We start from the raw sequence: 20,889 nt of genomic DNA on the forward strand, positions 1-20,889 counted from the left end.
TTCAACCCTTCGTCGGCTTGCCGTAGGCGCGCTCGACTTTCGCCACGCGTAATTCGAAATGCTCATACCAGTGTTTGCGACCGTAATTGCGGGTGGCGGCGTGTTCGGCCTGGTGCTTCCACGCGGCGATGGCCGATTCGCTCGCCCAATACGACACGGTGATGCCGAAACCATCGCTGCCGCGCGTGCTTTCGGCGCCGAGGTAACCCGGCTGGAGCGCGGCGAGTTCGAGCATGCGGTCGGAAGCCGCGGCGTAGCCCGCTTCGTCGTCCCCGTTGCGCAGCGAGGAGAAGATCACCGCGTAGTACGGCGGTTCCGGCAGTCGGGCGAAGCCCGGGTGCATGCTCATGCGGCGACTCCGGCGAGCGCGCGGGTGGCGTCGATGAATTCGTCGAGCTTCGCCCGCGCCGCGCCCGAGGCGATCGTGCGGCGCGCGAGCGCGATGCCGTCTTCCAGCGATTCGGCCTTGCCGGCGACGTACAACGCGGCGCCTGCGTTCAGCGCGACGATCTCGCGCGGCAAGCCCGGCATGTCTTCCAGCGCGGCGAGGAGCATCAGTTTCGATTCGGCCGCATCGTTCACGCGCAGGTTGCGCGAGGCCGCCATCGCGATGCCGAAATCTTCCGGGTGCACGTCGTATTCGCGCACCACGCCATCGCGCAATTCGCCGACGAGCGTGCCCGCGCCCAGCGACAACTCATCCATGCCATCGCGGCCCCACACCACCAGCGCGCGTTGCGCACCCAGTTCCTGCAGCACGCGCACCTGGATGCCGACCAGATCGGGATGGAACACGCCCATCAGGATGTTCGGTGCGCCGGCCGGATTGGTCAGCGGCCCGAGGATGTTGAAGATCGTGCGCACGCCCATTTCCTTGCGCACCGGCGCGACGACCTTCATCGCCGGATGGTGCACGGGCGCGAACATGAAGCCGATGCCGGTGCGATCGATGCATTGCGCCACGGCTTCGGGCGCGAGTTCGATCTGCACGCCGAGCGCTTCCAGCACATCGGCGCTGCCCGACTTCGACGACACGCTGCGATTGCCGTGCTTGGCCACGCGCGCGCCCGCCGCGGCGACGACGAACATCGATGCGGTGGAAATGTTGAACGTGTGCGCGCCGTCGCCGCCGGTGCCGACGATGTCGACGAGATTGGTCCGGTCGCGCACCGGCACCGGACGCGCGAACTCGCGCAGCACCGACGCCGCGCCGGCGATTTCGCCGACGGTTTCCTTCTTGACGCGCAATCCGGTGAGGATGGCCGCGGTCATCGTCGGCGAGACTTCGCCGCGCATGATCGCGCGCATCAACTCGACCATCTCGTCGTGGAAGATCTCGCGATGCTCGATCGTGCGTTGCAGCGCTTCCTGGGGCGTGAGGGCCATCGTCAGCGTTCCAGGAAGTTGCGCAACAGCGCGTGGCCGTGTTCGGTGAGGATCGACTCGGGGTGGAATTGCACGCCCTCGACCGGATGTTCGCGATGGCGCAAGCCCATGATCTCGTCGAAGCCGCCGTTCTCATCCTCGGTCCACGCGGTGATCTCGAGGCAATCGGGCAAGGTGTCCTTCGCCACGACGAGCGAGTGGTAACGCGTGGCTTCGTAAGCATCGGGCAAACCCGCGAATACGCCCCGCCCTTCATGGCGGATGCGCGAGGTCTTGCCGTGCATGATCGTCTTGGCGCGGACCACGTCGCCGCCGTAGACCTGGCCCAGCGTCTGGTGCCCGAGGCACACGCCGAACACCGGGATGCGCGGGCCGAGTTCGCGGATGACCTCGAGCGAAACACCCGCGTCGTGCGGTGTCCCCGGACCGGGTGAAATCATGATGCGTTCGGGGGCGAGCTTTTCGATCTCGCCGACGGTCAGCGCGTCGTTGCGCACGACCTGTACTTCCGCCCCCAACGTCTGCAGATACTGCACGAGGTTGAAGGTGAAGCTGTCGTAGTTGTCGATCATCAACAGCATATGGCGCCTAACTAATTGATTTTACAGGGCCGAAATGTCGCCAACCCAACAGAGTACCCGCATGGATACCCTCTTTTGAAATCGCTTGGGCTGATCGAGACTGGCAGAGATCGCGGCGCCGGGCCGCTAAGGATGCTCTACCACGCCTCCATGCGGAACAGGCGTCCGTCTGAGCCCTCGTCGTGGAGCTTGAGGACCACTTCCTCAGAGAGGAAGACCGACTCACCCGCAGCGGGGGCCGGGGGGGCATCTGAGTCGATCAAAGTGATGACGTGCTGAATGCCAAGAAGGGCGTACGACCGGATAACCCCTAACAGCCTCTCTTTCTTTCTGTCATCGAGCGATTCAAATACACCGTCGTGAAACACGAACCGAGCGAAACGACCGGTTAGGTGGGCCCTCAGGAGCGCCAGATCGAACGCCACACAAAGCAGTTTCCGGTAGGTGAAGCCACGGTCCGCACTGGTGGCATTACCAGCCGCATCAAGAATCTCTGCCTTGAACTCAAGGTGCCCTTGCGCATTCACCACAACCGTCAGTAACGCCTTTCGATCGATTACGGTCTCGACGATCTCATTGAAGTGCACTAGCACCTTAGAAAAGAGACTGTCCGCGCTATTGGTCTTTTCTACGACGTCAGCCTCGATCTGAGCCTGAAGATGCACCCTCTCCTCTTCCAATGCTCGAATCTCTGCGCGCAAATTCTGAAGCTTGCCGAGATACTCCTGCTGACGCTCCAAGGCAATAATTTCTGCCCGCAACGTGATCAGCTCGTCGCCATRGTGGCGATATCGCTCGAAGGCATCTGCGTCTTGCAGGAACTCAAGCGCCTCGGAACGAAGCTTGTTCTGTTTCGCGAGCTCCAAATTCACTTGCTTTAACGACTGGTCGATCTCACCCAGTTCTTCGACGAGATATCCATGGCGCTCGTCTGTAATCGCCCGATTGAAAGCGATCAGTTGCTGGAAATCACGCTTGAGCTGGCCTTCGAAGAAGACACCAGCCTCCCTGAAGAGTTCGCTCGCATCATCTGGGTTGAAGAGAATCTGGTCTTCGTCCAAGGAGGAGGCAATTCTCTTCTTGTTCTGCATGAGTGAGTAACGGCGTCCGTTGAGGTCGCCAATTACTTGGTCGAGCTCGTCAACCACTACCTTTGTGCTCTCCGCATCAAACTGCCGAAAGTTGAACTCGTTCAAAACATTCTGCTTCTTCTCGGCCTCTTTTCGCTTGAGTAGCAGCACGCCAGAAATTTTGCTTAGGTCGGAAACAGGGCCACCCAGTTCGCGCCGGATAATCTCTTCTTCCTGTCGCTTCTGAGCACAAGCCGCTTCCTTAACGTAATGCCTCTCGACTAGTTCCGAGTTAAAGCCAAGGACGTGAGCGAGGAACGGCTTCCACTGGGAGTGTCCCCCCGCAAACTTCTTCAGGTGGAAGACGTCTCGGAAGTCCTCTTGGGTGCGAAGCAAGTACCCAATGACCTTCCTGTACGACCACGGCTTTAGGTCGCGGAGGTCCAACAGACCGTCAAGGATCTCTTTCGACCTCTCAAGTGGCACGGAGAAGTGGTCCCACTCGGACTGTGAGAGTTCTGAGAGGTCCCGCCCTTCCTCAGCGTGCCGCTTGAAACCAATCTTCGTGGGCTCCTCCAAACCGCGACGAATGGTTACGTACGATCCATCGAGAAGACGAATCTCTAGAAAGAAAACGAGGCGCTGAAAGCGGTCTGCGTGCTTGAAGAGAAAGAAGTTCGGCTTTGGGGAGGACAGCAAGCAGAAATCAATTACCGAACCCAGTGTGGTTTTGCCGAGGTTGTGGGTGTCCTTGGCCTTGTTCTCGGGGAGCCTGATCTCAGCCAAGACGACGTTCAGGCCCGACTCGAAATTGATAGGGCCGAAGCGGGCTGGATCGTTCGAGTACAGCTTAGACAGTTTCATTTGAACCCACGTATTCGAGAGCGTCGGTCTTCGGCCTGTATTCGACGAGGCCCAGCAGGAAAAGCAAACTCAGGGCCGGAAGAAAAAGGAACTCCGCGCCCGGGATCTTTTTTGTAACAACTTGTCGAAGTGAATCAAACTCCTCCGCGCGGCGTCCTTTCAGCCTTGCGAGGACCAGAGCCGCAACGCTCAATACAGTTTTATCTGGATGGGAATGCTTAGAGGGCTTCAGCATTTCCTTCCTCCGTGATTCCAAGGTCACAGGACCAGTACATATAGAAGAGCACGATCGCTGTGAGCTTCTTATTGGCCCTGAGGGTCGGATCCCTGTCGCACAGAAGGCGCAGCAGATAGACAAAAATATCGTCGAACGATTGATGCGCCTTTCTCTTGGCGATCACGTTCAACTGAAGCTCTTCGACCGCAGCCTGATACTTATTGAGCAAGTCTTCGTTAGACGGGTCAGCAAGAAAATCCTCGATCATCTTCGTGTGCTTGAGGTACTTCTTGAGAAGCTCTTTGCTGAACGCGTCGCTCATCCCATTGAGCTCGTTCTTTTCTGCATACGAGACACGCTCTAGGGACTCGCCCACGGCTGCACTTGCCGATGCAAAAGTGTCAGTGAGGGCCTCTACCACGTCTGCGATCTCTTCGGGGCTTACCAGCAGGGGAGAATCGATAGGACTGATTTCGGCAAGCACAGCGGCCTGTGGGAACGCCTTCAGCCACATTTCGATCTGCTCCACTCCACAGAGCATTATTGAACTCTCAGGTATCCCGCATTCCTTTGAAATAGCCGCACGAATCTTCGATTCACTGATCGCAGTCAAGCGGCGATTCGAGAAGAGCATGTAGTGATCCAGCCCATTCGCCTTCCTCAGGGCCGTGATGCGCGGCAGCTCCTTATTAATCACGGCGGAGGCGGAAGACTCCGAGTAGAAGTCAGAGTCGGAGAACTTCTTGTTGAAGCCCTGCGTGTGCTTCGCTTGGATGATCGCGGTGCCCACCCACGGGGCGGCGCCACTCGGAATATGAGTAGCCGTACCTACAAATTTGGCGTCGCGCCCGCCGTCCTTACCGGTGGCGAATCCCTGTACACCGGCGCCGAACAAGTAGAAGCAAATCGAGACGACGAGTTGCTCGAACTGTCCATCGCTGAGATTCTCGTAGTCGTACTTCACTCATCCCCTTCCGGCTATCCAGCCCCCCGACATTGGTGTGCAGACTACCGTGACCGGCTGCCTCGGACCACTCTCCGGGCGGACTCGTCGCCTTCGCGACCTCCGGCAGGCACCAGCGTGGCCATGAGGCCCAGCACGAGGGGAGATGGGCTGTAGGGGCGCAGCTGTAGCAGCTCAAGCAACGCCGCTGCCAGCAGCTGCTCGTCGGGCGCTAGTGACCAAAAGCGGTCGCCGATACCAGCAAGAAACGTGTTCACGACGGAACAATCCGCGCGCCCGTTGAGGGCGTCGCGCAGCGGCGTTTTGATCGCTACCGAAGCCTCGTTGCTGATTAGCTCCTCGATGAGCACAGGACCTCCTACGTTGTTGCCTTGTTCGTTATTTATCTGCAAACCATGTCTGGCCCTTCTGTACAACAAGCACATAACGGGCCGATTCCATGTTTGATGTGCATTTGAACTGAGACTTCTTAGATCGGGCTCTGTTCGCACCTAATTCGATTCAAAGGTTACTCAAGGGGGTGCTCTACCCACTGCTGCCATAGTTCGTCAAAAAAAGCTGTTCCAAGATGGGATACGACCCGTTCGTGAAAGCTGGGCGCCTACATGTAGTCCAGAAGGAGCCCGTCGAGATTCTGCCGGCATCTCTTGAGGACGTAGCCGATCAGCGACGCCCTCATTGGGGCATCGGTTATTTCGAGATACCAGCGATCACTGTCCGGACAGTAGACAGCTGGATCCCCGCAAAGACGATGCGTTTCCTTCCAACACTGAAGCACTACCTCTTTCCCTTCCGCTGTTGGAAGAGGAAGGTCAATCAATACGTGGATGTGGGTACCCTCTCGAAAGCCAGACGCCAATCCACGTCGCTGCATCTGCTCCATGTAACCTTCAAGCACCGGAACCATGGCGATTCGGCGCTTCGACTTGCGCCCAAACACCCGATCCCGAAGGCGTCCTACGAACATGGCAAAAATAAGCTTCGCCATGCCATAAGTAATGCCGTCCTCCGAACGAAACGTGCCCGTGAACATAACGTTGTACGGCGCACGATTCTCAAGCCACGCGACGGCATAGTCTTGATATGCCGCAGCACACTCAATGTCGAAGGAGCCGCCGCGACCCATCGAGTCACTCATTGTTAGGCTCTTGGGTATTTATCGGATCGAGATCTCCGTCGACCGACTCAGGTTCCAAGAGGCTGAACAGGGGGTGCCAGCACTCACCAAAGGCGTTCTCGCCGAGGAACGGAAGTGGTGGGCTTGCCATGCACCAACTACACCAGCTACTCACGGCCACCCCCCCGGCGTGCCGACTCGTTCGGGCAGCGTTTGGAGGCTTTGGAGGTATACAAACCGGCGGGCGCCGATTCGAACGGTTTTCAGTACACCGGAGGCAGCTAGCTTGAACGCAGTCGTTCGGCCAATGCCAAATGCATTACATGTTGATACGAGCGGAGCAAAAGTAGGGGTAAGCGGGGTCATTGTCATAGCGTCGTCCTAACCGACCGRAATGGCCGGCACAGGACGATCTTGTCAGCGACTGAGGCCGCAATTGGTGTCGAAGCCGTAGCTTCGTTTCAGGACACCACACCATTTTGAGCATCGCTTCTGGCCCGCAACGTCGCACCAACGGTCGTGTGCGAGACAGGCTCGAACAGGCAGGACGTGAGAGCTGCAACGCACCTAATGAGCCGTTCGCCATAGAAGTGCTCAAGATAGGTACCGACCTCAATAATGAAGTGACGACGGTGCGGGATACCCTTGCCGCTCGAATCAGCGGCGGGCTTGGATTCGGCCCATTGATCCGCCGAGGATCTCAACGCCCGTAGGTGCTGCTGAATTGCCGACAGGTCTACTCCAAGGAACTCTTCCGGTAGCTGTTGACTCCGAGAAAGCAGCTTGTTGATTTCGAGATCGAGCTTCCCAGCCAGATTCCTTACATACGCACCTTGCCGAGTTCTGCTGCTCTCAGCGACAGTGCTGTTGGGGTCATAGCTGAAGTAGCTCGTATGGCACATCTCCAAGACGATGGCCACATGATTGATGTTCGAATGTGTAACGAGATCATCCAGCGAGTCTTTCCGCTTGGCCAGCGAGCGCCACGCCGGCTTCGATTCGACATTGAAGATTATCCGCTCAAAAAATGCGCGGACTTCGGCGTCTGGGCCGGTGCACTCGGCGTAGCTCCTGAAGCCTGTCGGCCCTTCGTCGGCGAGGTATTCCAAGTAGGCACCCCACACCCAATCTGGCAACCATGACAACCCAGCGGGCCTACGCATCAGCGAGCTGCCTTCCGCTTCAACTTGCTCTTACCTGTTTGCGAGTCAATATAGTTCGCCCAGTCTTGCATCATCTCGCGACGATCATCCATGTACTCGGCGTGGTTGTAGCTAGCCCTAACGGCGTTTCGCTCGGCGTGCGCTAGCTGCCTTTCAATAACGTCGGCATGCCATCCACGCTCGTTGAGGGCCGTGGATGCGGTCGCTCGGAACGCGTGTGCGCTGAGCCGCCCGCCATATCCCAGACGTTCCAAACGTCGATTCATTGTTGTTTGACTCATTGCCCGCTTCGAGTCTCTGACATTGGGAAAAAGAAGGTGATTCGAACCAGTGATTCGCTTCAGTTCGGCCAACAGGGACAGCGCTTGTTTCGACAAGGGAACCACATGCTCCTCTCGCATCTTCATGCGCTCCTTCGGAATTCGCCACAGGCCCTTCTTGAAGTCGAACTCAGACCATGAGGCCTCACGTAGCTCTACTGGCCTGACGAAGGTGAGGAATATGAGCTTGAGTGCAATCTGGACCTGCGGGGTTCCGCCATCATCGATGCGCCGGAAGAATTCGGCGAAATCCTTGTCGTTCAAGGCGGTCTTGTGCTTCGTGCGAGGCTTCTTGATCGCACCCTTGAGCGCCACCGTAGGATCCGAGTCCGCGCGAAGTGTCGCCATCGCATACAGAAATATGGAAGAGCACCATTGGCGAACCAGAATGGCCACATTGGGAGCTGGACGTCCGGAGACGCCCTTCTCCGCAATCCGTTTCAGGATTTGCAGCAAATGTGCAGCCCCAACGCCCTTGATGGGCATGCTTCCAATTTTCGAGAAAACGTAGGCCTTGAAGCTCGCCTCAACTTGCTTCCGATAGGCGCTCGTCCAATTTGCGTGCTGATTCATCCATTCGAGCGCGACGGCCTCGAACGTGTTGCCAGCTTCGCCAATGGCAACAATCTTGTCTAAACGGCGCTGACGAGAAGGGTGGACCCCCTGCTTAACCAGCTCTCTTGCACGCGAGCGCTCATCGCGAGCGGTCTTTAATGAGACGCCCGGATACTCGCCGATAGCGAAAAGATTCTCCTTCCCTCCAATCCGATACCTGTAACGCCACAAGCGGGATCCGTTGGGCTTGACCAATAGAAAAAGGCCGTGTCCGTCTACGAGCTTGTATGCCTTCTGCGAAGGCTTGGCCGTTCGAATATGGGTATCAGTGAGCGCCATCGAGAGTCCCCTTCGGTACCCGCAATGGTACCCGCTTTTTCAGCGGCTCTGGGCGAACTGCGACGAACGGCTTAGAACACAATACCCCTATAAAAAAGGGGAATTTGCTAGGCCGGTGAACCTAGGCGAACCATCGTGAACGGCTGTGCCTATTATCGATCATCAACAGCATTGCGAAGCCAACGTCCTGTGCATGAGGTGGGCGGGAGGCCCAAGCCACATATCGTCGCACAGCCGCCCCGCGTCGCGAGTCGGGACTCGACAGCCTGGCCCCTTGGGGACTACGGAAGTGGCCTCGGGTTGGCCGAGGCCACACCGTGCTCAGACGACGTTGATTTCCACGTCGATGTTGCCGCGCGACGCCTTGGAGTACGGGCAGGTCTGGTGTGCCTTCGCGACCAGGGCCTCGGCGACATCGCGCTCGATGCCCGGCAGGCTGACGTTCAAACGCGCTGCAAGGAAGGCAGACTCTCCGGTCAGCCCGAGATCCACTTCGGCATCCACTGCCGCGTCGGCCGGCAACGCGACCTTCGCTGCCTGGGCCGCCTTGCCGATGGCCGAGAGGAAGCAGGCCGACCAGCCTGCACCGAACAGCTGCTCGGGATTGGTGCCGGGGCCGTTGCTGCCGGGCGGCGACAGGTCGACGACCAGGCGATCGTCGCTGCTGCGGGACTTGCCGTGACGACCACCGGTCGTATGCGTCTTGCCGGTGTAAACCACTTTCTCGATAACGTTGATCATGAATCACTACTTTGCTGTGGAAGGGGAGTCCGCCATTACGTTCGACCCGTCCGGCGATGGCGGACACCGGACGGCGTGTTGACGCAGGTCATCGAAACGATGCGCGGATCTCCTCGATCGCCTGTGCCGGCGCCTGCAGGTGCGGGTAATGGCCGATGCCGGGGAGCACGCGCAGTTCCACGTTGGTCTTGCGCGCGAGTTCTGCACCCATTTCGGTCTTGATGTAAGCGTCCTTCTCGCCCCAGACGATCCTGATCGGCGTGCGGAGGCGCGCCACGTTCGACTCGAAGTGGTTCTGGTCGCGCGTGAAGTGCGCGTAGTAGTGCGCGAAGGCATCCACGGGCGTCGTCTGCGCGTTGTTCCATGCGCGCGCGATGTCTTCCTTGAACTCGTGTGGGATCTCGTAGCGCGCTTCGTCCGGCAATCCCCTGAAGAAGGTGTTCGCCAGGATCTCGTCGCGGTTCTTGTTCATGAAGGCGCGCACCTGGTCGGCGGAGGGCTGCGACTTCAAGGCCTGCAGGCTCTCGTACATATAAGCCGGYCGGTCGAACGGCGCGAAGTCGCCCACGATGATCGTCCTGGCGATGTCGGGTTCTTCCAGCGCAAGGAGCAACGCCGGCAGCGCGCCGATGTCCGTGGCGTAGATGGTGAGCGTCGATCGATCGATGCCCGCCTTGGCGATGTATTGCCCGAGGACACGCGCATAGTCCTTGGGCGCGTAGTTGAAGCGGTCGGTGCCCGGCCGCGACGACTGGCCGTATCCGGGCCAATCGAACGCATGGACGTCGTAGTCCTTGCCCAGCTCGACAGCGATGTCCTTGTAGGCGTACACCGATTCCGGAAACCCGTGCAGGAGCAGCACACTTCCCTTCGGATGCGCATTGCGCAACACCATCCTGCGGAGCGTGATGTCCTTGTCGATGGCGATGAAGTCGATCTTCGCTTCCGGCGGTTTGCCGGCGTGTTCGTTGGCGGACGCCGACGTGACCAGCACGCCGCCGATGAGCGCAGGCGCGAAGAATTTGAAAAGCAAACCGTACATGGCAGCAACCTCGATGCTTGGAATGAATGAGTGGCGCGCGTGCGTCGAGCGTCAGCCGCGCAGGGCGACGTGCTTGTACTCGACGAAGTCTTCCAACGCCGCCAGGCCGTTGAGGCGTCCGAGCCCCGATTGCTTGAAGCCGCCTTCCTCGAGCGCGTCGTGCACCAGCGCCCAGTCGTTGATCCAGACGGTGCCCACCTCCAGTGCCCGCGCGACGCGCATCGCGCGCGCTGCATCGCGCGTCCACACGCTGGCGGCAAGGCCGTATTCGCTGTCGTTGGCCAGTGCGATGCCTTCGGCTTCGGTGTCGAATACCTGCAGCGTCAGCACCGGACCGAACGTTTCCTTCTGCACGATGTCCATCGACGCATCGTCGATTTCCAGCAGCGTCGGGCGGTAGAACGCACCGGCTGCAAGCGGTCCCTCCTCCACCGGCCCGCCACGCACCAGCGCCTTTGCGCCGGCGGCGATCGCGGCCTGCACCGCCGCGTCGACGCGCTGCACGTTGGCCTTGTCGATCAGCGGGCCCATGTCGCTGGCCGGGTCGTTCCCGGGCCCGACGTTCACCGCGGCGATCCGCTCCGCTAGCCGGCGCCGCAACGCATCCGCGACGCCGCGCTGCACAAGCACGCGCGAACCCGTCATGCAGAACTGTCCGGAGAACACGGTCAACGCCTTCGCCAACGTGGGAACGGCAACATCCAGGTCGGCGTCATCGAACACCAGCATCGGTGTCTTGCCACCGAGTTCGAGGCCGAAGCGCTTCAGATGCTGCGCCCCCGCCGCGGAAATGGCGCGGCCGGTGGCGGTGCTTCCGGTGAAACTGATGACCGGCACCTCCGGCGAGGCGACCAGATGCTTCGCACCTTCCGCACCGGATTCGTTGAACAGATTGATCACGCCGCGCGGCAAGGAGGGGGCCTCGCTCATGATCCTGGCGGCCAGCGCGTTGGTCTGCGCCGTCTGCCCCGGCATCTTGATCGCCACCGTCGTGCCCGCGGACAAGGCCGGGGCCAGCGACCGGATCATCAGGATCACGGGCGAATTCCACGGCGCGATGATGCCGGCGACGCCGACGGGCTGGCGCAGCACGACCGACAGTGTGCCAGGCGCCGACTCGACGGCGCGGCCGTGCTCGGTCAGCGCCAGCGACGCGTAATAGCGAAGCTTCGAGGGTACCTTCGATACTTCGAAGATCGCATCGGCACGCACCTTGCCGTTCTCCATCGTGAGTTGGTCGGCGAGCGCGTCGGAATGGCGTTCGAAGGCGTCCGCAAGCTCATGGAGGACGCGGGACCGCAGCGCGCGATCGGAGGCCCACGGCGATTCGCGAAACGCACGCTGCGCCGCTGCGATGGCGAGCTTCGCTTCCTCGAACCCGCCATCGGCGTATTCGCCGATCGACGCAGACGTCGCCGGGTTGATCGAGCGCTTCCGCGTCGGCGAATCGCGCCACTCGCCGTCGATCCAATGCAAGGCAATATTGGTGTTCATGACTGCTGCCAATGCCCCGGTCAGGTGGCCGAGACCGAGCGGAAACCGACCGCCAGCCGATTCCAGCCGTTGATCGCATTGATGGCGACGGTGAGGTCAACGCGCTCGGCTTCGTTGAATTGGCTGCTCAGCCATTCGTAGTCGGCGTCCGGCGCGCGCGTTTCGGAGATGAGCGTCAGGCTCTCCGTCCAGGCCAGCGCTGCGCGCTCGCGGTCGGTGAAGAACGGCGCCTCGCGCCAGGCAGACACGGCGTACAGGCGACGCTCGCTTTCGCCGCGCTTGCGCGCCTCGGTGCTGTGCATGTCCACGCAGTACGCGCAGCCATTGATCTGCGATGCGCGCAGCTTCACCAGATCGAGCAGCGTGGGATCGATGCCGAGGTGCTTGACGCTGTTTTCCAGGGTGAGCATGGCCTTGGCGGCCAGCGGCGAAGCTTTGTAGAAATCGAGACGAGGTTGCATGTCGAATGTCCTTTGGGGCACGGGGGGAGTGGCGGCATCGTAGAAGCGCAAACCGCGCCCCCGGGGAGCCAATCCGGACATTCTTCGGAAGCCATTGCCGTGGCAGGAATCGAGGCATCTGCGACATTCATGCCAGCCGATGCGTTGGGTAGAGTGTGCGCCGCTTTTCCAACCACTGACGCGACACACCATGACTCTGCAGTACAAACGACGCATCGCCTTCGCCCTGTCGATGGGGCTGGTGACCACCGGCCTCATTTCGTTCGTGATTCTTTCGATCAACGTCGGATTCCCCGCCGCGTTCCTCCTGAAATGGGTGCGTACGTGGGGAATGGGCTACATGGTTGTCGTCCCCACGATTCTGTTCATCGGTCCGCGCGTGCAGGGCCAGGTCGAACGATTGATCAAGTGATCGCCGACGCGGAGAGGCCACCCGGAAAAATCGAAATTTGGATACCTGTCGGAGGCGAGTCGCGACTTACGGTATCGACACCCCCCACTGCTCCGCAGGAATTCCACGATGAAAAAGAACGTTGTCATTGCCGGCTCAGGTTTTGCCGGCATGTGGGCCGCCGTCTCGGCCGCCCGCGCCATTGGCCTCGCCGGCCGCGAACAGGACGTCGCCGTCACCGTCGTCTCGCCGACCCCGCGCCTGACGATCCGCCCGCGACTGTACGAAGCGGTCCTGGAAAACATGGACCCCGATCTCGCGCCATTGTTCGACGCGGTGGGCGTGCGCCACGTCGCCGGCCTTGTGCACACGATCGACTCCGGTGCGCGTCGCATCGAGATCGAACAACTCGACGGCACCCGGACGCACCTGCCGTACGACAAGTTCGTGCTGGCGACAGGTAGCAAGCTGTTCCAGCCGCCGGTGCCGGGCTTGGCGGAGTACGCCTTCAACGTCGACCAGCTCGAGGGCGCCGACGTGCTCGATGCGCATCTGAAGTCGCTCGCCCATCGCCCCGAGACGGCTGCACGCAATACGGTCGTCGTCGCCGGTGGCGGTTTCACCGGCATCGAAACGGTCGCCGAAATGCCGGAGCGCCTGCGCGCAGTGCTGGGCAATGACGCCGCCATTCGCGTCGTCGTCGTCGAGCAGGCCCCGCACATCGGGCCCGACCTGGGCCCGAATCCAAGGCCGGTGATCGAAGAAGCGCTGGCCGAGTGCGGCGTCGAAATCATCACGGGCGCGGCGGTCGCGTCGATCGGCGCCGATGCCATCACGCTGTCCACCGGCGAGCGCATCGAAACCAATACCGTCGTCTGGACCGCAGGCGTGCGCGCCAACCCGCTGGCGGCGCAGGTGCCGGGCGAACACGATTCCCATGGCCGCGTCGTCGGCGATGCGTTCCTCCGCGCCACTCAAGCCGACGACATTTTCGTCACCGGCGATGTCGTGCGCGCGGCGACGGACGACCTCGGCAATGTCGCCGCGATGTCCTGCCAGCACGCGCAAAGCCTGGGACGCGTCGCCGGACACAATGCCGCTGCCGAACTCGTGGGTCTGGACCTGCACCCCTACAGCCAGCCCAAGTACGTCACGTGCCTCGACATCGGCCCGTGGGGCGCGCTGTTCACGGAAGGATGGGATCGCCAGGTGCGGCTGACGCGCGCGTCCGGCAAGGCCGTCAAGCGCGACATCAACACGCAGTGGATCTACCCGCCTGCCGCCGATCGGGACGCCGCGTTCGCGGTCGCCAACCCCGACTTCGTCATCGTTCCGGATTGATCGAGGACATCCCATGCATCCCCGTCTCGACTACTACAAAGCCTCGCCCTCCGCATCCAAGGCCATGATCGCGCTCGAAAGCGCGGTCATGAACAGTGGCCTGGAACACACCCTCATCGACCTGGTGCAACTGCGTGCGTCGCAGATCAACGGTTGCGCCTTCTGCGTCGACATGCACAGCAGCGAAGCGCGCAAGCGCGGCGAATCCGAACGTCGCCTGTACGCGTTGCCGGTGTGGCGCGAAGCGCCGTTCTACACCGACCGCGAGCGCGCCGCGCTGGCCTGGACCGAATCGCTCACCAAGATCGCGGACACCGGCGCGCCGGACGCCGATTACGCGTTCCTCAGCAGCCAGTTCACCGAAGAAGAACGCGTGAAGCTGACCGTCGCCATCAACGCCATCAACGGGTGGAATCGCCTGGCGATCGGCTTCCGTTCGGTTCCCTCGGAGTGACCATCATGCGCAACCATTCTTCGAAACTCCTGGCGCTCGCCGCGCTCGCTGCCTTCATCGCACCTGCGTCCGCGCACGGCCCCGTCGACGGCGGCGAGAAGCGCACCATGTTGCAGCAGCCGTCGCTTGCCGACAGCCCGGGCAAGAAGGTCCTGTTCTTCACCGTCGAATACGCGCCGGGCCAGCGTTCGATTCCGCACGTGCATGGCGGCTCGGCCATCGCGTACGTGCTCGAAGGCAGCGTGGTCTCGCAGCTCGCGGGCGAAGGCCCGGTGACGTATCGCGCGGGCGAATCGTGGTACGAACGGCCGCGCCAGGACCATCTCGTGTCGCGCAACGCGAGCACGACGCAGCCGGCGAAGCTGCTCGTCTGGATCCTCAATGACGAGAACGCACCGCTGCTCACCCCGCTGCCGGTGCCGCAGGGTGCGCGATGAGATCAGACCGCGAGTTGTTCGAGCACCTGCCGGACTCGATCGAGGGCTGGATCGATGTCCTCCGCCTCGATCGCGCCGAAGCCCATCAACAGGCCGGGGCGACCCGGCAGCCGATGAAACTCGTCGAGACCGTACAGTCCGACTTCGACGCGACGGGCGAGATGGCAGAGGTGCTTGACGTCGACTGATCGACGGAACAGCGCGGCAAGGTGGAAACCGGCGTTCGCCGGCAGCGGTTCCAGCCATTGCCCGAGATCGCCGTGCAAGCGCGCAAGCAAGCGCGTGCGGCGCGCCGCGTAGACCGCGTGGCAACGCCGCACGTGCTTGGCCAGGTGGCCCTCCGTGATGAATCGCGCGAGGGCCCATTGCGTCACCAGTGGCGTGTGCATGTCGCACAGGTGCTTGGCGTTGGACAGCGCACCACGCAAGGCGGGCGGCGCGATGACGTAGCCAACGCGCAGGTCGGGCGTCAGGGTTTTCGAAAACGTGTTCACGTACGCCACCAGGCCCGCGCGATCCAGCCGCTTCAAGGCGTCGAGTGCATTCTGGTCATAGCGGAATTCGCTGTCGTAATCGTCTTCCACGACGACCGCGCCCAGGACTTCCGCGCGTTCGAGCAAGGCCGTGCGCCGCGCCAGGCTCATCGGCATGCCCAGCGGGAATTGATGCGCGGGCGTGGTGTAGATGAGCCGCGTGTCGTCGGGAATCAAATCGACGCGCAATCCTTCCGAATCCACGGGCACCGGCACGATGCGCGCACGCTGTGCTTCGAGCAGCATCGTGGCGAGCGGATAGCCGGGCTCTTCCACCACCACGGGGCAGCCCGGTTCGATCAGCACGCGCGCGACGAGATCGAGCGCCTGCTGGGCGCCGCCGGTGACGACGATATCGTCGAGCGTACAGTCCACGCCGCGGCTGAAGCCCACGTGCCGGGCGATCGCTTCACGCAGGGCGGGCAGGCCTTCGGGCTCGGCGTAGTAGCCGCGCGCCTGCGCGACGCGCCGCAATCCATGGGTGATGCATTGCCGCCACTCCGCCTGCGGAAACAGGCGCGCGGACGTTGCGCCGCCGAGGAACTCGTAGCGCGAGCGCGCCTGCATCGCGGGGTGCCGCATGGGCGTGGGCAGGTCCTGCCATTGCTGCGCGATCGCGCGACCGCCCAGCTGCTCGATCCCGATATGGCGGGACGTGCGCGGCGCACGCGCTGCGACGAAGCTTCCCGCCCCCACTTTCGCGACGATCAACTGATCGAGCGCGAGGCGATCGTAGGCGGCCGAGACGGTCTTGCGCGACACGCCCAGCTGTTCGGCCAGCAAGCGCGACGGCGGCAACTGCGTGCCGCCCGGGAGGCGACCGGAATGGATCGCCTCGCGTAGCTGGCGATGGATCTGCGCGGCCAGCTCGCGGGTGCCCTCGATGACCAGGTGCAGTTCCATGGCCCATCGGTGGAGTCGATGCGAGTGGGAAGAATACGGCGGAAGGCCACCTTTCGGTGGCCTTCCTTCATCGCACGTCCTCCACCTGGTCGAGAAAGGCCCCGTACCCGGCGGATTCCATCTCCTCGCGCGGAACGAATCTCAGCGCCGCCGAATTGATGCAATAGCGCAAGCCGCCCTGGTCGCGCGGACCGTCTTCGAACACGTGGCCCAGGTGGCTGTCGCCATGCGCCGAACGAACTTCGGTACGGATCATCCCGTGCGAGGCATCGCGCAGTTCCTGGATGTTCGCCGGCGCGATCGGCTTGGTGAAGCTCGGCCAACCGCAACCCGATTCGTACTTCGACGAGGAGGCGAACAGCGGTTCGCCGGAGACGATGTCGACGTAGATGCCCGGCTTGTGGTTATGCAGGTATTCGCCGGTGCCCGGGCGTTCGGTGGCGCCTTCCTGGGTGACGGCGTATTGCTGCGCGGTCAGCTTCGCGACGGCTTCGGGGGTCTTGCGGTAATCGCTCACGGGGAACTCCTATGCAACTGCGCGCGGCACGACGGGGAAGTCGATTTCGGTGCCGGCGATGTGGTTGGTGTAGTTGGTGAAGAGGTTCAGCACGACGTTGGAGAGCACTTCGAGGATCGCGGCATCGTCGAAGCCCTGCGCCTTGAACGCGTCGAGCTCGGCGATCGGCACGCGGCCGCGCGTTTCGACGATGCGACGGGCCAGCGTGAGCAGGGCGACATCGCGCGGCGAATCGGCCTCGCCGTTGCGGGCGCGCGCGACCTGCGCCTCGGACAGGCCGACCAACTTGCCGATCGCTCCGTGCGCGGCGAGGCAATAGCCGCAGTAGTTGGCCTGCGCGACGGCCAGCGCGATCTGTTCGCGCTGCTTCGCGTTGAAGGTGCCGCCGGCGGTAGCGGCGGAGAGCTGCATGTAACCGTTCAGCGCCACGGGCGTGTGCGCAAACGTACGGAACATGTTCGGCAAGTCGCCGAGCTTGGCGTTGACGGCATCGAGGGTGGCGCCGATTTCGGGGGAAACGGCGTCGCGCGGGAGAGCGGGGATGTACGGCATGGGAGAGGGTCCTGTGTTTGGTGCGGAGGGCACGCCACACAAGATGGGCCTGTCGTCAGGACGAAAAGCGATGTATTGTATTCGATAGTTTACTATTCGTCCCAATAATGTCCGACGACCGACTCGCCACCCTGCTCCAGCACTTCTCCCTGTCGGTGAGGACCTTCCACACCGGACCGCTGTGCGGGATCAACGATTTCGCTCCGCAACCGGGCCTGGGCCAGCTGCACCTGGTGCGGGACGGCGCCCTGCGCATCGAGCACTCCCACCAGGACCCCATCGAGATCGCGCGCCCCACGCTGCTCTTCTACCCGCGCCCCATGCACCACCGCTTCGTCACCGATGCGCGCGAAGGTGGCTCGCTGACGTGTGCGCACGTGCAGTTCGGGGACGGCAGCGACAATCCCCTGGCGCAGTCGCTGCCAGCGTTCGTGGCGATGCCGTTGGAGGAGCTGGACGAGCTGCAGCCGGTACTGGCCCTGATGTTCCGCGAAGCCTTCGGCACCCATTGCGGTCGCCAGGTCGTCGTCGACCGGTTGTTCGAGGTTGTCCTGGTTCACATCCTCCGCCATCTGATGGATACGGGCGTCGTCGAAGAGGGACTGCTCGCCGGCATGGCCGATCCGCAACTCGCGCGCTCGTTGGTGGCACTGCATGCGGACCCATCGCGACCGTGGTCGGTAGAGACCCTGGCGCGCGAAGCAGGCATGTCGCGCAGCGTCTACGCCGCCGCATTCCGGCGCGCGATCGGCACCACGCCGGCCGATTACGTCGCCGCATGGCGGCTGAGCCTGACCCAACAGCAACTGCGGCAAGGCAAACCGCTCAAACAGATTGCCGACGCCGTGGGATACGGGAGCGTGGCGGCGCTGTCGCGCGCCTTCAAGGCGCGCTGGGGCGTCTCGCCTCGCGAATGGAAGCAAAGCTCCGAAGCACCCTTCCCCGGAACGGGGATGGCCTCGAGCTTGAAGGTCGGCTCCAATCCCTAGATGGGTGAGTTCAAGGCCAAGTTGGCGACTGGCGTCATCGATCGCTACGGCGGTCTCGAGCGCTGGAATCGTTTCGATAACGTCACGGCTCGCTTGCGCGTGGGCGGCGCGCTCTGGCCGTTGAAGCAGCAGCAAGATGTCATGGACGACATCGGCGTCCGTGTCCATCTGCATGAACCTCGGGCTTCGCACTTCCCCTTCACCGCGGCCCACCTGCACACGTCCTTCCATCCGGACCGCGTTGCCATCGAAGACGACAAAGGTGGCGTGATGTCCGAAATGCTGCAGCCGCGCTCGTCATTCCAGGGCCATGCGCTCAACACGCCATGGACCCAGTTGCAGTTGGCCTACTTCGCCGGTTACGCGATGTGGACCTACCTCAACACACCATTCCTCTTCGCATGGAAGGGCGTGGCTACCGAAGAACTCGAACCGTGGCAGGAGAACGGCGAAACATGGCGACGGCTGCGGGCCACGTTCCCTCGGGATATCGCGACCCACAGCACCGTACAGACGTTCTACTTCGACGACGAGCTCCTCCTCAAGCGCCAGGATTACGACGCCGATATCCTGGGTAGCGCGCCCGCCGCACACTACGTCGCGGATCACGTCGAGGTGTCGGGCATCATGGTGCCGACCAAGCGCTGGGTATTGCGCCGCCTGCCGGACGGCAGCACGGAGCCAGAACCGACGCTTGTATCAATCGGATTGCGCGAAATCGCATTTCACGAAGCACACAAGCGCTAAACGTGCGATGCGTAACCGACTCCCGCGTGTCGCGGGCGCATGTGCATCCGGGCGATGAGATTGCGGGGAGCTGGGTCGTCTTTCGTCTGCCGGGCGGTTTTCTTCATCCCGTCAGTCGTTGGCCGCCCTGCGAAGGCTCACCGGTGTCGCACTTCCCGCCCGGCCAGCGATGGCCTCGCGTTGCAGGCGAAACGCAGCAACCGTATCCACCAACTCCGAGGCCTGCTGCTCCAGGCTGCGCGCGGCGGCCGAGGCTTCCTCGACGAGCGCCGCGTTCTGCTGCGTGCCTTCGTCCATCTGCGTGATGGCCTGGTTGACCTGCTCGATGCCGGCGCTCTGTTCCTGCGAGGCGGCCGAGATATCGGCGATGAAGTCGGTCATGCGCTGTACGCTGGTCACGATTTCCTGCATCGTCTGGCCGGCGCGGTCGACCAGTGCCGAGCCCTCGCCCACCTGGCCCACCGATTCGGCGATGAGCTGCTTGATCTCCTTGGCCGCGCCGGCCGAGCGCTGCGCCAACGAGCGCACTTCGGAGGCGACGACCGCGAAGCCGCGGCCCTGTTCGCCTGCACGCGCCGCTTCGACCGCGGCATTCAATGCCAGGATGTTGGTCTGGAAGGCGATGCCGTCGATGACGCCGATGATGTCGGCGACCTTGCTGGAGGAGGCGCGGATCGCGCTCATGGTCGTGACCACCTGGCCGACCACCTGCCCGCCCTGTTGGGCGATCTGCGTGGCGCCGAGGGCGAGCTGGTTGGCYTGGCGTGCGTTGTCCGCGTTCTGCCTGACGGTGGAGGTCARCTCTTCCATCGAGGACGCGGTTTCCTCGAGCGAGGCGGCCTGCTGTTCGGTGCGTCGCGACAGGTCGTCGTTGCCGGCGGCGATCTCCATCGCCGCGGTGTTGATCGCATCGCTGCCCGAGCGGATGCGACCGACGATGTCGGTGAGCTGCGTGGCCGTGCGATTCGCGTCGCCGGCCAACTGGCCGAAGCGGCCGGGCAGCGCGGAATCGATGCGGCGCGAGAGGTCGCCTTCGGCCATCGCTGCGAGGACAGCGCCCACTTCCGCCAGGCCATCTTCCGCGGTGGCCATCAGCGCATTGAGGCTGTCGAGCAGCTCGCGATAGAAGAAGGAAAAACGTGCGGCATCGCCGCGCTGGGTAAAGTCGCCGGCCGTCGCGGCATCGACCAGGTGTTTGATCTCCGCGTTGACCGCCTGCATGCCGGCCTTGACCGCGTCCACCGCGGCAGCGGCTTCACCCTTCTTGCCGGGCATGCGATCCACGTCGCGCGACAGGTCGCCGCGTCCGTACGCGGCCACCACGTCGAGGATGTGCGCGGTCGCGTCGATGTGCGAGGCCACCAGCGTGTTGGTCTGTTCGGCCATCCGGGCGTAGGCGCCGGGGAAGCGATCCACCGCGATGCGATGGTCGATTTCGCCCAGTTCGTGCTGGTCGAACATTTCTTCCTGCGCATCGGCGTAGCTACGCAGCACGTCCACCATGTCGCGCATGGCGGCGGCGAGGCGGCCGGTTTCGCTGCGGTCTGCCGCCGGTATGCGCGCTTCCAGGTCGCCGCGCGCGACCGATTGCGCGACGCCCACCACCTGCGCCAGCGGCCGGACGATGGAGCGCGTGATCAGCGCCGCGAGGACGACCGCCAAACCCAGTGCGATCAACAGCATCACGCCGATCGCCCAGAGATTGAAGCGG

General features: G+C 62.5%; 24 protein-coding genes. 6 read left to right on the top strand and 18 right to left on the bottom strand.

Annotated elements, in window-relative coordinates; genetic code table 11:
• Nucleotide 1 precedes the first annotated feature (1 nt).
• The 14 genes from AC1DOM_RS12620 to AC1DOM_RS12685 form a co-directional block, all read right to left on the bottom strand.
• The gene (locus AC1DOM_RS12620; RefSeq protein ID WP_498963805.1) at nt 2-349 is read right to left on the bottom strand and encodes an antibiotic biosynthesis monooxygenase family protein; all 348 of its coding nucleotides are present in this window, start codon (nt 347-349) and stop codon (nt 2-4) included.
• The gene (trpD, locus tag AC1DOM_RS12625; protein WP_498963807.1) at nt 346-1,386 is read right to left on the bottom strand and encodes an anthranilate phosphoribosyltransferase; all 1,041 of its coding nucleotides are present in this window, start codon (nt 1,384-1,386) and stop codon (nt 346-348) included. Before trpD ends, AC1DOM_RS12620 begins: the two co-directional genes overlap by 4 nt.
• Before the next feature lie 2 nt (nt 1,387-1,388).
• Nucleotides 1,389-1,967, bottom strand: a complete 579-nt coding sequence (locus AC1DOM_RS12630; RefSeq protein ID WP_498963809.1) for an anthranilate synthase component II — start codon at nt 1,965-1,967, stop codon at nt 1,389-1,391.
• A gap of 137 nt (nt 1,968-2,104) precedes the next feature.
• Nucleotides 2,105-3,901 carry a DUF2326 domain-containing protein gene (locus AC1DOM_RS12635; protein ID WP_498963811.1) on the bottom strand — a complete coding sequence of 599 codons (1,797 nt, stop codon included), beginning with the start codon at nt 3,899-3,901 and terminating at the stop codon, nt 2,105-2,107.
• Entirely contained in the window at nt 3,888-4,136 is a 249-nt protein-coding gene (locus tag AC1DOM_RS12640) for an ABC-three component system middle component 8 (RefSeq protein ID WP_498963813.1), read from the bottom strand. Before AC1DOM_RS12640 ends, AC1DOM_RS12635 begins: the two co-directional genes overlap by 14 nt.
• Nucleotides 4,120-5,082: an ABC-three component system protein gene (locus tag AC1DOM_RS12645; RefSeq protein ID WP_498963815.1), complete on the bottom strand. Its 963-nt coding sequence runs from the start codon at nt 5,080-5,082 to the stop codon at nt 4,120-4,122. Before AC1DOM_RS12645 ends, AC1DOM_RS12640 begins: the two co-directional genes overlap by 17 nt.
• A gap of 44 nt (nt 5,083-5,126) precedes the next feature.
• Nucleotides 5,127-5,432, bottom strand: a complete 306-nt coding sequence (locus tag AC1DOM_RS12650) for a hypothetical protein (protein ID WP_498963817.1) — start codon at nt 5,430-5,432, stop codon at nt 5,127-5,129.
• Between the two features lie 251 nt (nt 5,433-5,683).
• Nucleotides 5,684-6,220 carry a hypothetical protein gene (locus tag AC1DOM_RS12655; RefSeq protein WP_498963819.1) on the bottom strand — a complete coding sequence of 179 codons (537 nt, stop codon included), beginning with the start codon at nt 6,218-6,220 and terminating at the stop codon, nt 5,684-5,686.
• A 440-nt stretch (nt 6,221-6,660) separates the two neighbouring features.
• Entirely contained in the window at nt 6,661-7,308 is a 648-nt protein-coding gene (locus tag AC1DOM_RS12660) for a hypothetical protein (RefSeq protein WP_498963821.1), read from the bottom strand.
• A gap of 53 nt (nt 7,309-7,361) precedes the next feature.
• A complete protein-coding gene (locus AC1DOM_RS12665) occupies nt 7,362-8,576 on the bottom strand; it encodes a tyrosine-type recombinase/integrase (protein ID WP_498963823.1) in 1,215 nt (404 codons plus the stop codon).
• 321 nt (nt 8,577-8,897) lie between these two features.
• Nucleotides 8,898-9,317: an organic hydroperoxide resistance protein gene (locus AC1DOM_RS12670; RefSeq protein WP_498963825.1), complete on the bottom strand. Its 420-nt coding sequence runs from the start codon at nt 9,315-9,317 to the stop codon at nt 8,898-8,900.
• An 88-nt stretch (nt 9,318-9,405) separates the two neighbouring features.
• Nucleotides 9,406-10,359 (bottom strand): alpha/beta fold hydrolase, encoded by a 954-nt coding sequence (locus AC1DOM_RS12675; protein ID WP_498963827.1) that lies wholly within the window; start codon nt 10,357-10,359, stop codon nt 9,406-9,408.
• A gap of 51 nt (nt 10,360-10,410) precedes the next feature.
• Nucleotides 10,411-11,853 carry an aldehyde dehydrogenase family protein gene (locus AC1DOM_RS12680; RefSeq protein ID WP_498963828.1) on the bottom strand — a complete coding sequence of 481 codons (1,443 nt, stop codon included), beginning with the start codon at nt 11,851-11,853 and terminating at the stop codon, nt 10,411-10,413.
• Nucleotides 11,854-11,873: 20 nt separating this feature from the next.
• On the bottom strand, nt 11,874-12,314 hold the full coding sequence (locus AC1DOM_RS12685; protein ID WP_498963831.1) for a carboxymuconolactone decarboxylase family protein: 441 nt from the start codon (nt 12,312-12,314) through the stop codon (nt 11,874-11,876).
• A 190-nt stretch (nt 12,315-12,504) separates the two neighbouring features.
• Between AC1DOM_RS12685 and AC1DOM_RS12690 the strand changes: the two genes are divergently transcribed.
• The 4 genes from AC1DOM_RS12690 (at nt 12,505) to AC1DOM_RS12705 (ending at nt 14,937) form a co-directional block, all read left to right on the top strand.
• Nucleotides 12,505-12,726, top strand: coding sequence for a DUF2798 domain-containing protein (locus AC1DOM_RS12690; protein ID WP_498963833.1), 222 nt, complete (start codon nt 12,505-12,507; stop codon nt 12,724-12,726).
• 108 nt (nt 12,727-12,834) lie between these two features.
• Complete coding sequence (locus AC1DOM_RS12695) at nt 12,835-14,046, top strand: NAD(P)/FAD-dependent oxidoreductase (protein WP_498963835.1); 1,212 nt, start codon at nt 12,835-12,837, stop codon at nt 14,044-14,046.
• 13 nt (nt 14,047-14,059) lie between these two features.
• Nucleotides 14,060-14,500, top strand: a complete 441-nt coding sequence (locus AC1DOM_RS12700) for a carboxymuconolactone decarboxylase family protein (protein ID WP_498963837.1) — start codon at nt 14,060-14,062, stop codon at nt 14,498-14,500.
• 5 nt (nt 14,501-14,505) lie between these two features.
• Nucleotides 14,506-14,937 (top strand): cupin domain-containing protein, encoded by a 432-nt coding sequence (locus AC1DOM_RS12705; RefSeq protein WP_498963839.1) that lies wholly within the window; start codon nt 14,506-14,508, stop codon nt 14,935-14,937.
• A gap of 2 nt (nt 14,938-14,939) precedes the next feature.
• Here AC1DOM_RS12705 and pdxR read toward each other — a convergent pair whose 3' ends face one another.
• The 3 genes from pdxR to AC1DOM_RS12720 all read right to left on the bottom strand — a co-directional run bounded on the left by pdxR (nt 14,940) and on the right by AC1DOM_RS12720 (nt 17,442).
• The gene (gene pdxR, locus AC1DOM_RS12710; protein WP_498963841.1) at nt 14,940-16,373 is read right to left on the bottom strand and encodes a MocR-like pyridoxine biosynthesis transcription factor PdxR; all 1,434 of its coding nucleotides are present in this window, start codon (nt 16,371-16,373) and stop codon (nt 14,940-14,942) included.
• A gap of 67 nt (nt 16,374-16,440) precedes the next feature.
• Entirely contained in the window at nt 16,441-16,890 is a 450-nt protein-coding gene (gene msrB, locus AC1DOM_RS12715) for a peptide-methionine (R)-S-oxide reductase MsrB (protein ID WP_498963843.1), read from the bottom strand.
• A gap of 9 nt (nt 16,891-16,899) precedes the next feature.
• Nucleotides 16,900-17,442, bottom strand: coding sequence for a carboxymuconolactone decarboxylase family protein (locus AC1DOM_RS12720; protein WP_498963845.1), 543 nt, complete (start codon nt 17,440-17,442; stop codon nt 16,900-16,902).
• Between the two features lie 107 nt (nt 17,443-17,549).
• Here AC1DOM_RS12720 and AC1DOM_RS12725 point away from each other — a divergent pair, with 107 nt between their 5' ends.
• On the top strand, nt 17,550-18,431 hold the full coding sequence (locus AC1DOM_RS12725; RefSeq protein WP_498963847.1) for a cupin domain-containing protein: 882 nt from the start codon (nt 17,550-17,552) through the stop codon (nt 18,429-18,431).
• Nucleotides 18,432-19,178: a hypothetical protein gene (locus AC1DOM_RS12730; RefSeq protein ID WP_498963849.1), complete on the top strand. Its 747-nt coding sequence runs from the start codon at nt 18,432-18,434 to the stop codon at nt 19,176-19,178. It begins immediately after the preceding gene.
• 111 nt (nt 19,179-19,289) lie between these two features.
• On the opposite strand, the gene AC1DOM_RS12735 is transcribed toward AC1DOM_RS12730, so the two are convergent.
• Nucleotides 19,290-20,889, bottom strand: a 1,600-nt coding sequence (locus AC1DOM_RS12735; RefSeq protein ID WP_498963850.1) for a methyl-accepting chemotaxis protein, incomplete at its 5' end; no start/stop codon positions are given.

This window comes from Lysobacter sp. P5_B12 (assembly GCF_056400425.1).

Coding starts and splice junctions, on each gene's coding strand:
- AC1DOM_RS12620 (WP_498963805.1), bottom strand. CDS start 349: ATGAGCATGCACCCGGGCTTCGCCCGACTGCCGGAACCGCCGTACTAC.
- trpD (WP_498963807.1), bottom strand. CDS start 1,386: ATGGCCCTCACGCCCCAGGAAGCGCTGCAACGCACGATCGAGCATCGC.
- AC1DOM_RS12630 (WP_498963809.1), bottom strand. CDS start 1,967: ATGCTGTTGATGATCGACAACTACGACAGCTTCACCTTCAACCTCGTG.
- AC1DOM_RS12640 (WP_498963813.1), bottom strand. CDS start 4,136: ATGCTGAAGCCCTCTAAGCATTCCCATCCAGATAAAACTGTATTGAGC.
- AC1DOM_RS12655 (WP_498963819.1), bottom strand. CDS start 6,220: ATGAGTGACTCGATGGGTCGCGGCGGCTCCTTCGACATTGAGTGTGCT.
- AC1DOM_RS12665 (WP_498963823.1), bottom strand. CDS start 8,576: ATGGCGCTCACTGATACCCATATTCGAACGGCCAAGCCTTCGCAGAAG.
- AC1DOM_RS12670 (WP_498963825.1), bottom strand. CDS start 9,317: ATGATCAACGTTATCGAGAAAGTGGTTTACACCGGCAAGACGCATACG.
- AC1DOM_RS12680 (WP_498963828.1), bottom strand. CDS start 11,853: ATGAACACCAATATTGCCTTGCATTGGATCGACGGCGAGTGGCGCGAT.
- AC1DOM_RS12685 (WP_498963831.1), bottom strand. CDS start 12,314: ATGCAACCTCGTCTCGATTTCTACAAAGCTTCGCCGCTGGCCGCCAAG.
- AC1DOM_RS12690 (WP_498963833.1), top strand. CDS start 12,505: ATGACTCTGCAGTACAAACGACGCATCGCCTTCGCCCTGTCGATGGGG.
- AC1DOM_RS12695 (WP_498963835.1), top strand. CDS start 12,835: ATGAAAAAGAACGTTGTCATTGCCGGCTCAGGTTTTGCCGGCATGTGG.
- AC1DOM_RS12700 (WP_498963837.1), top strand. CDS start 14,060: ATGCATCCCCGTCTCGACTACTACAAAGCCTCGCCCTCCGCATCCAAG.
- AC1DOM_RS12705 (WP_498963839.1), top strand. CDS start 14,506: ATGCGCAACCATTCTTCGAAACTCCTGGCGCTCGCCGCGCTCGCTGCC.
- pdxR (WP_498963841.1), bottom strand. CDS start 16,373: ATGGAACTGCACCTGGTCATCGAGGGCACCCGCGAGCTGGCCGCGCAG.
- AC1DOM_RS12720 (WP_498963845.1), bottom strand. CDS start 17,442: ATGCCGTACATCCCCGCTCTCCCGCGCGACGCCGTTTCCCCCGAAATC.
- AC1DOM_RS12725 (WP_498963847.1), top strand. CDS start 17,550: ATGTCCGACGACCGACTCGCCACCCTGCTCCAGCACTTCTCCCTGTCG.
- AC1DOM_RS12730 (WP_498963849.1), top strand. CDS start 18,432: ATGGGTGAGTTCAAGGCCAAGTTGGCGACTGGCGTCATCGATCGCTAC.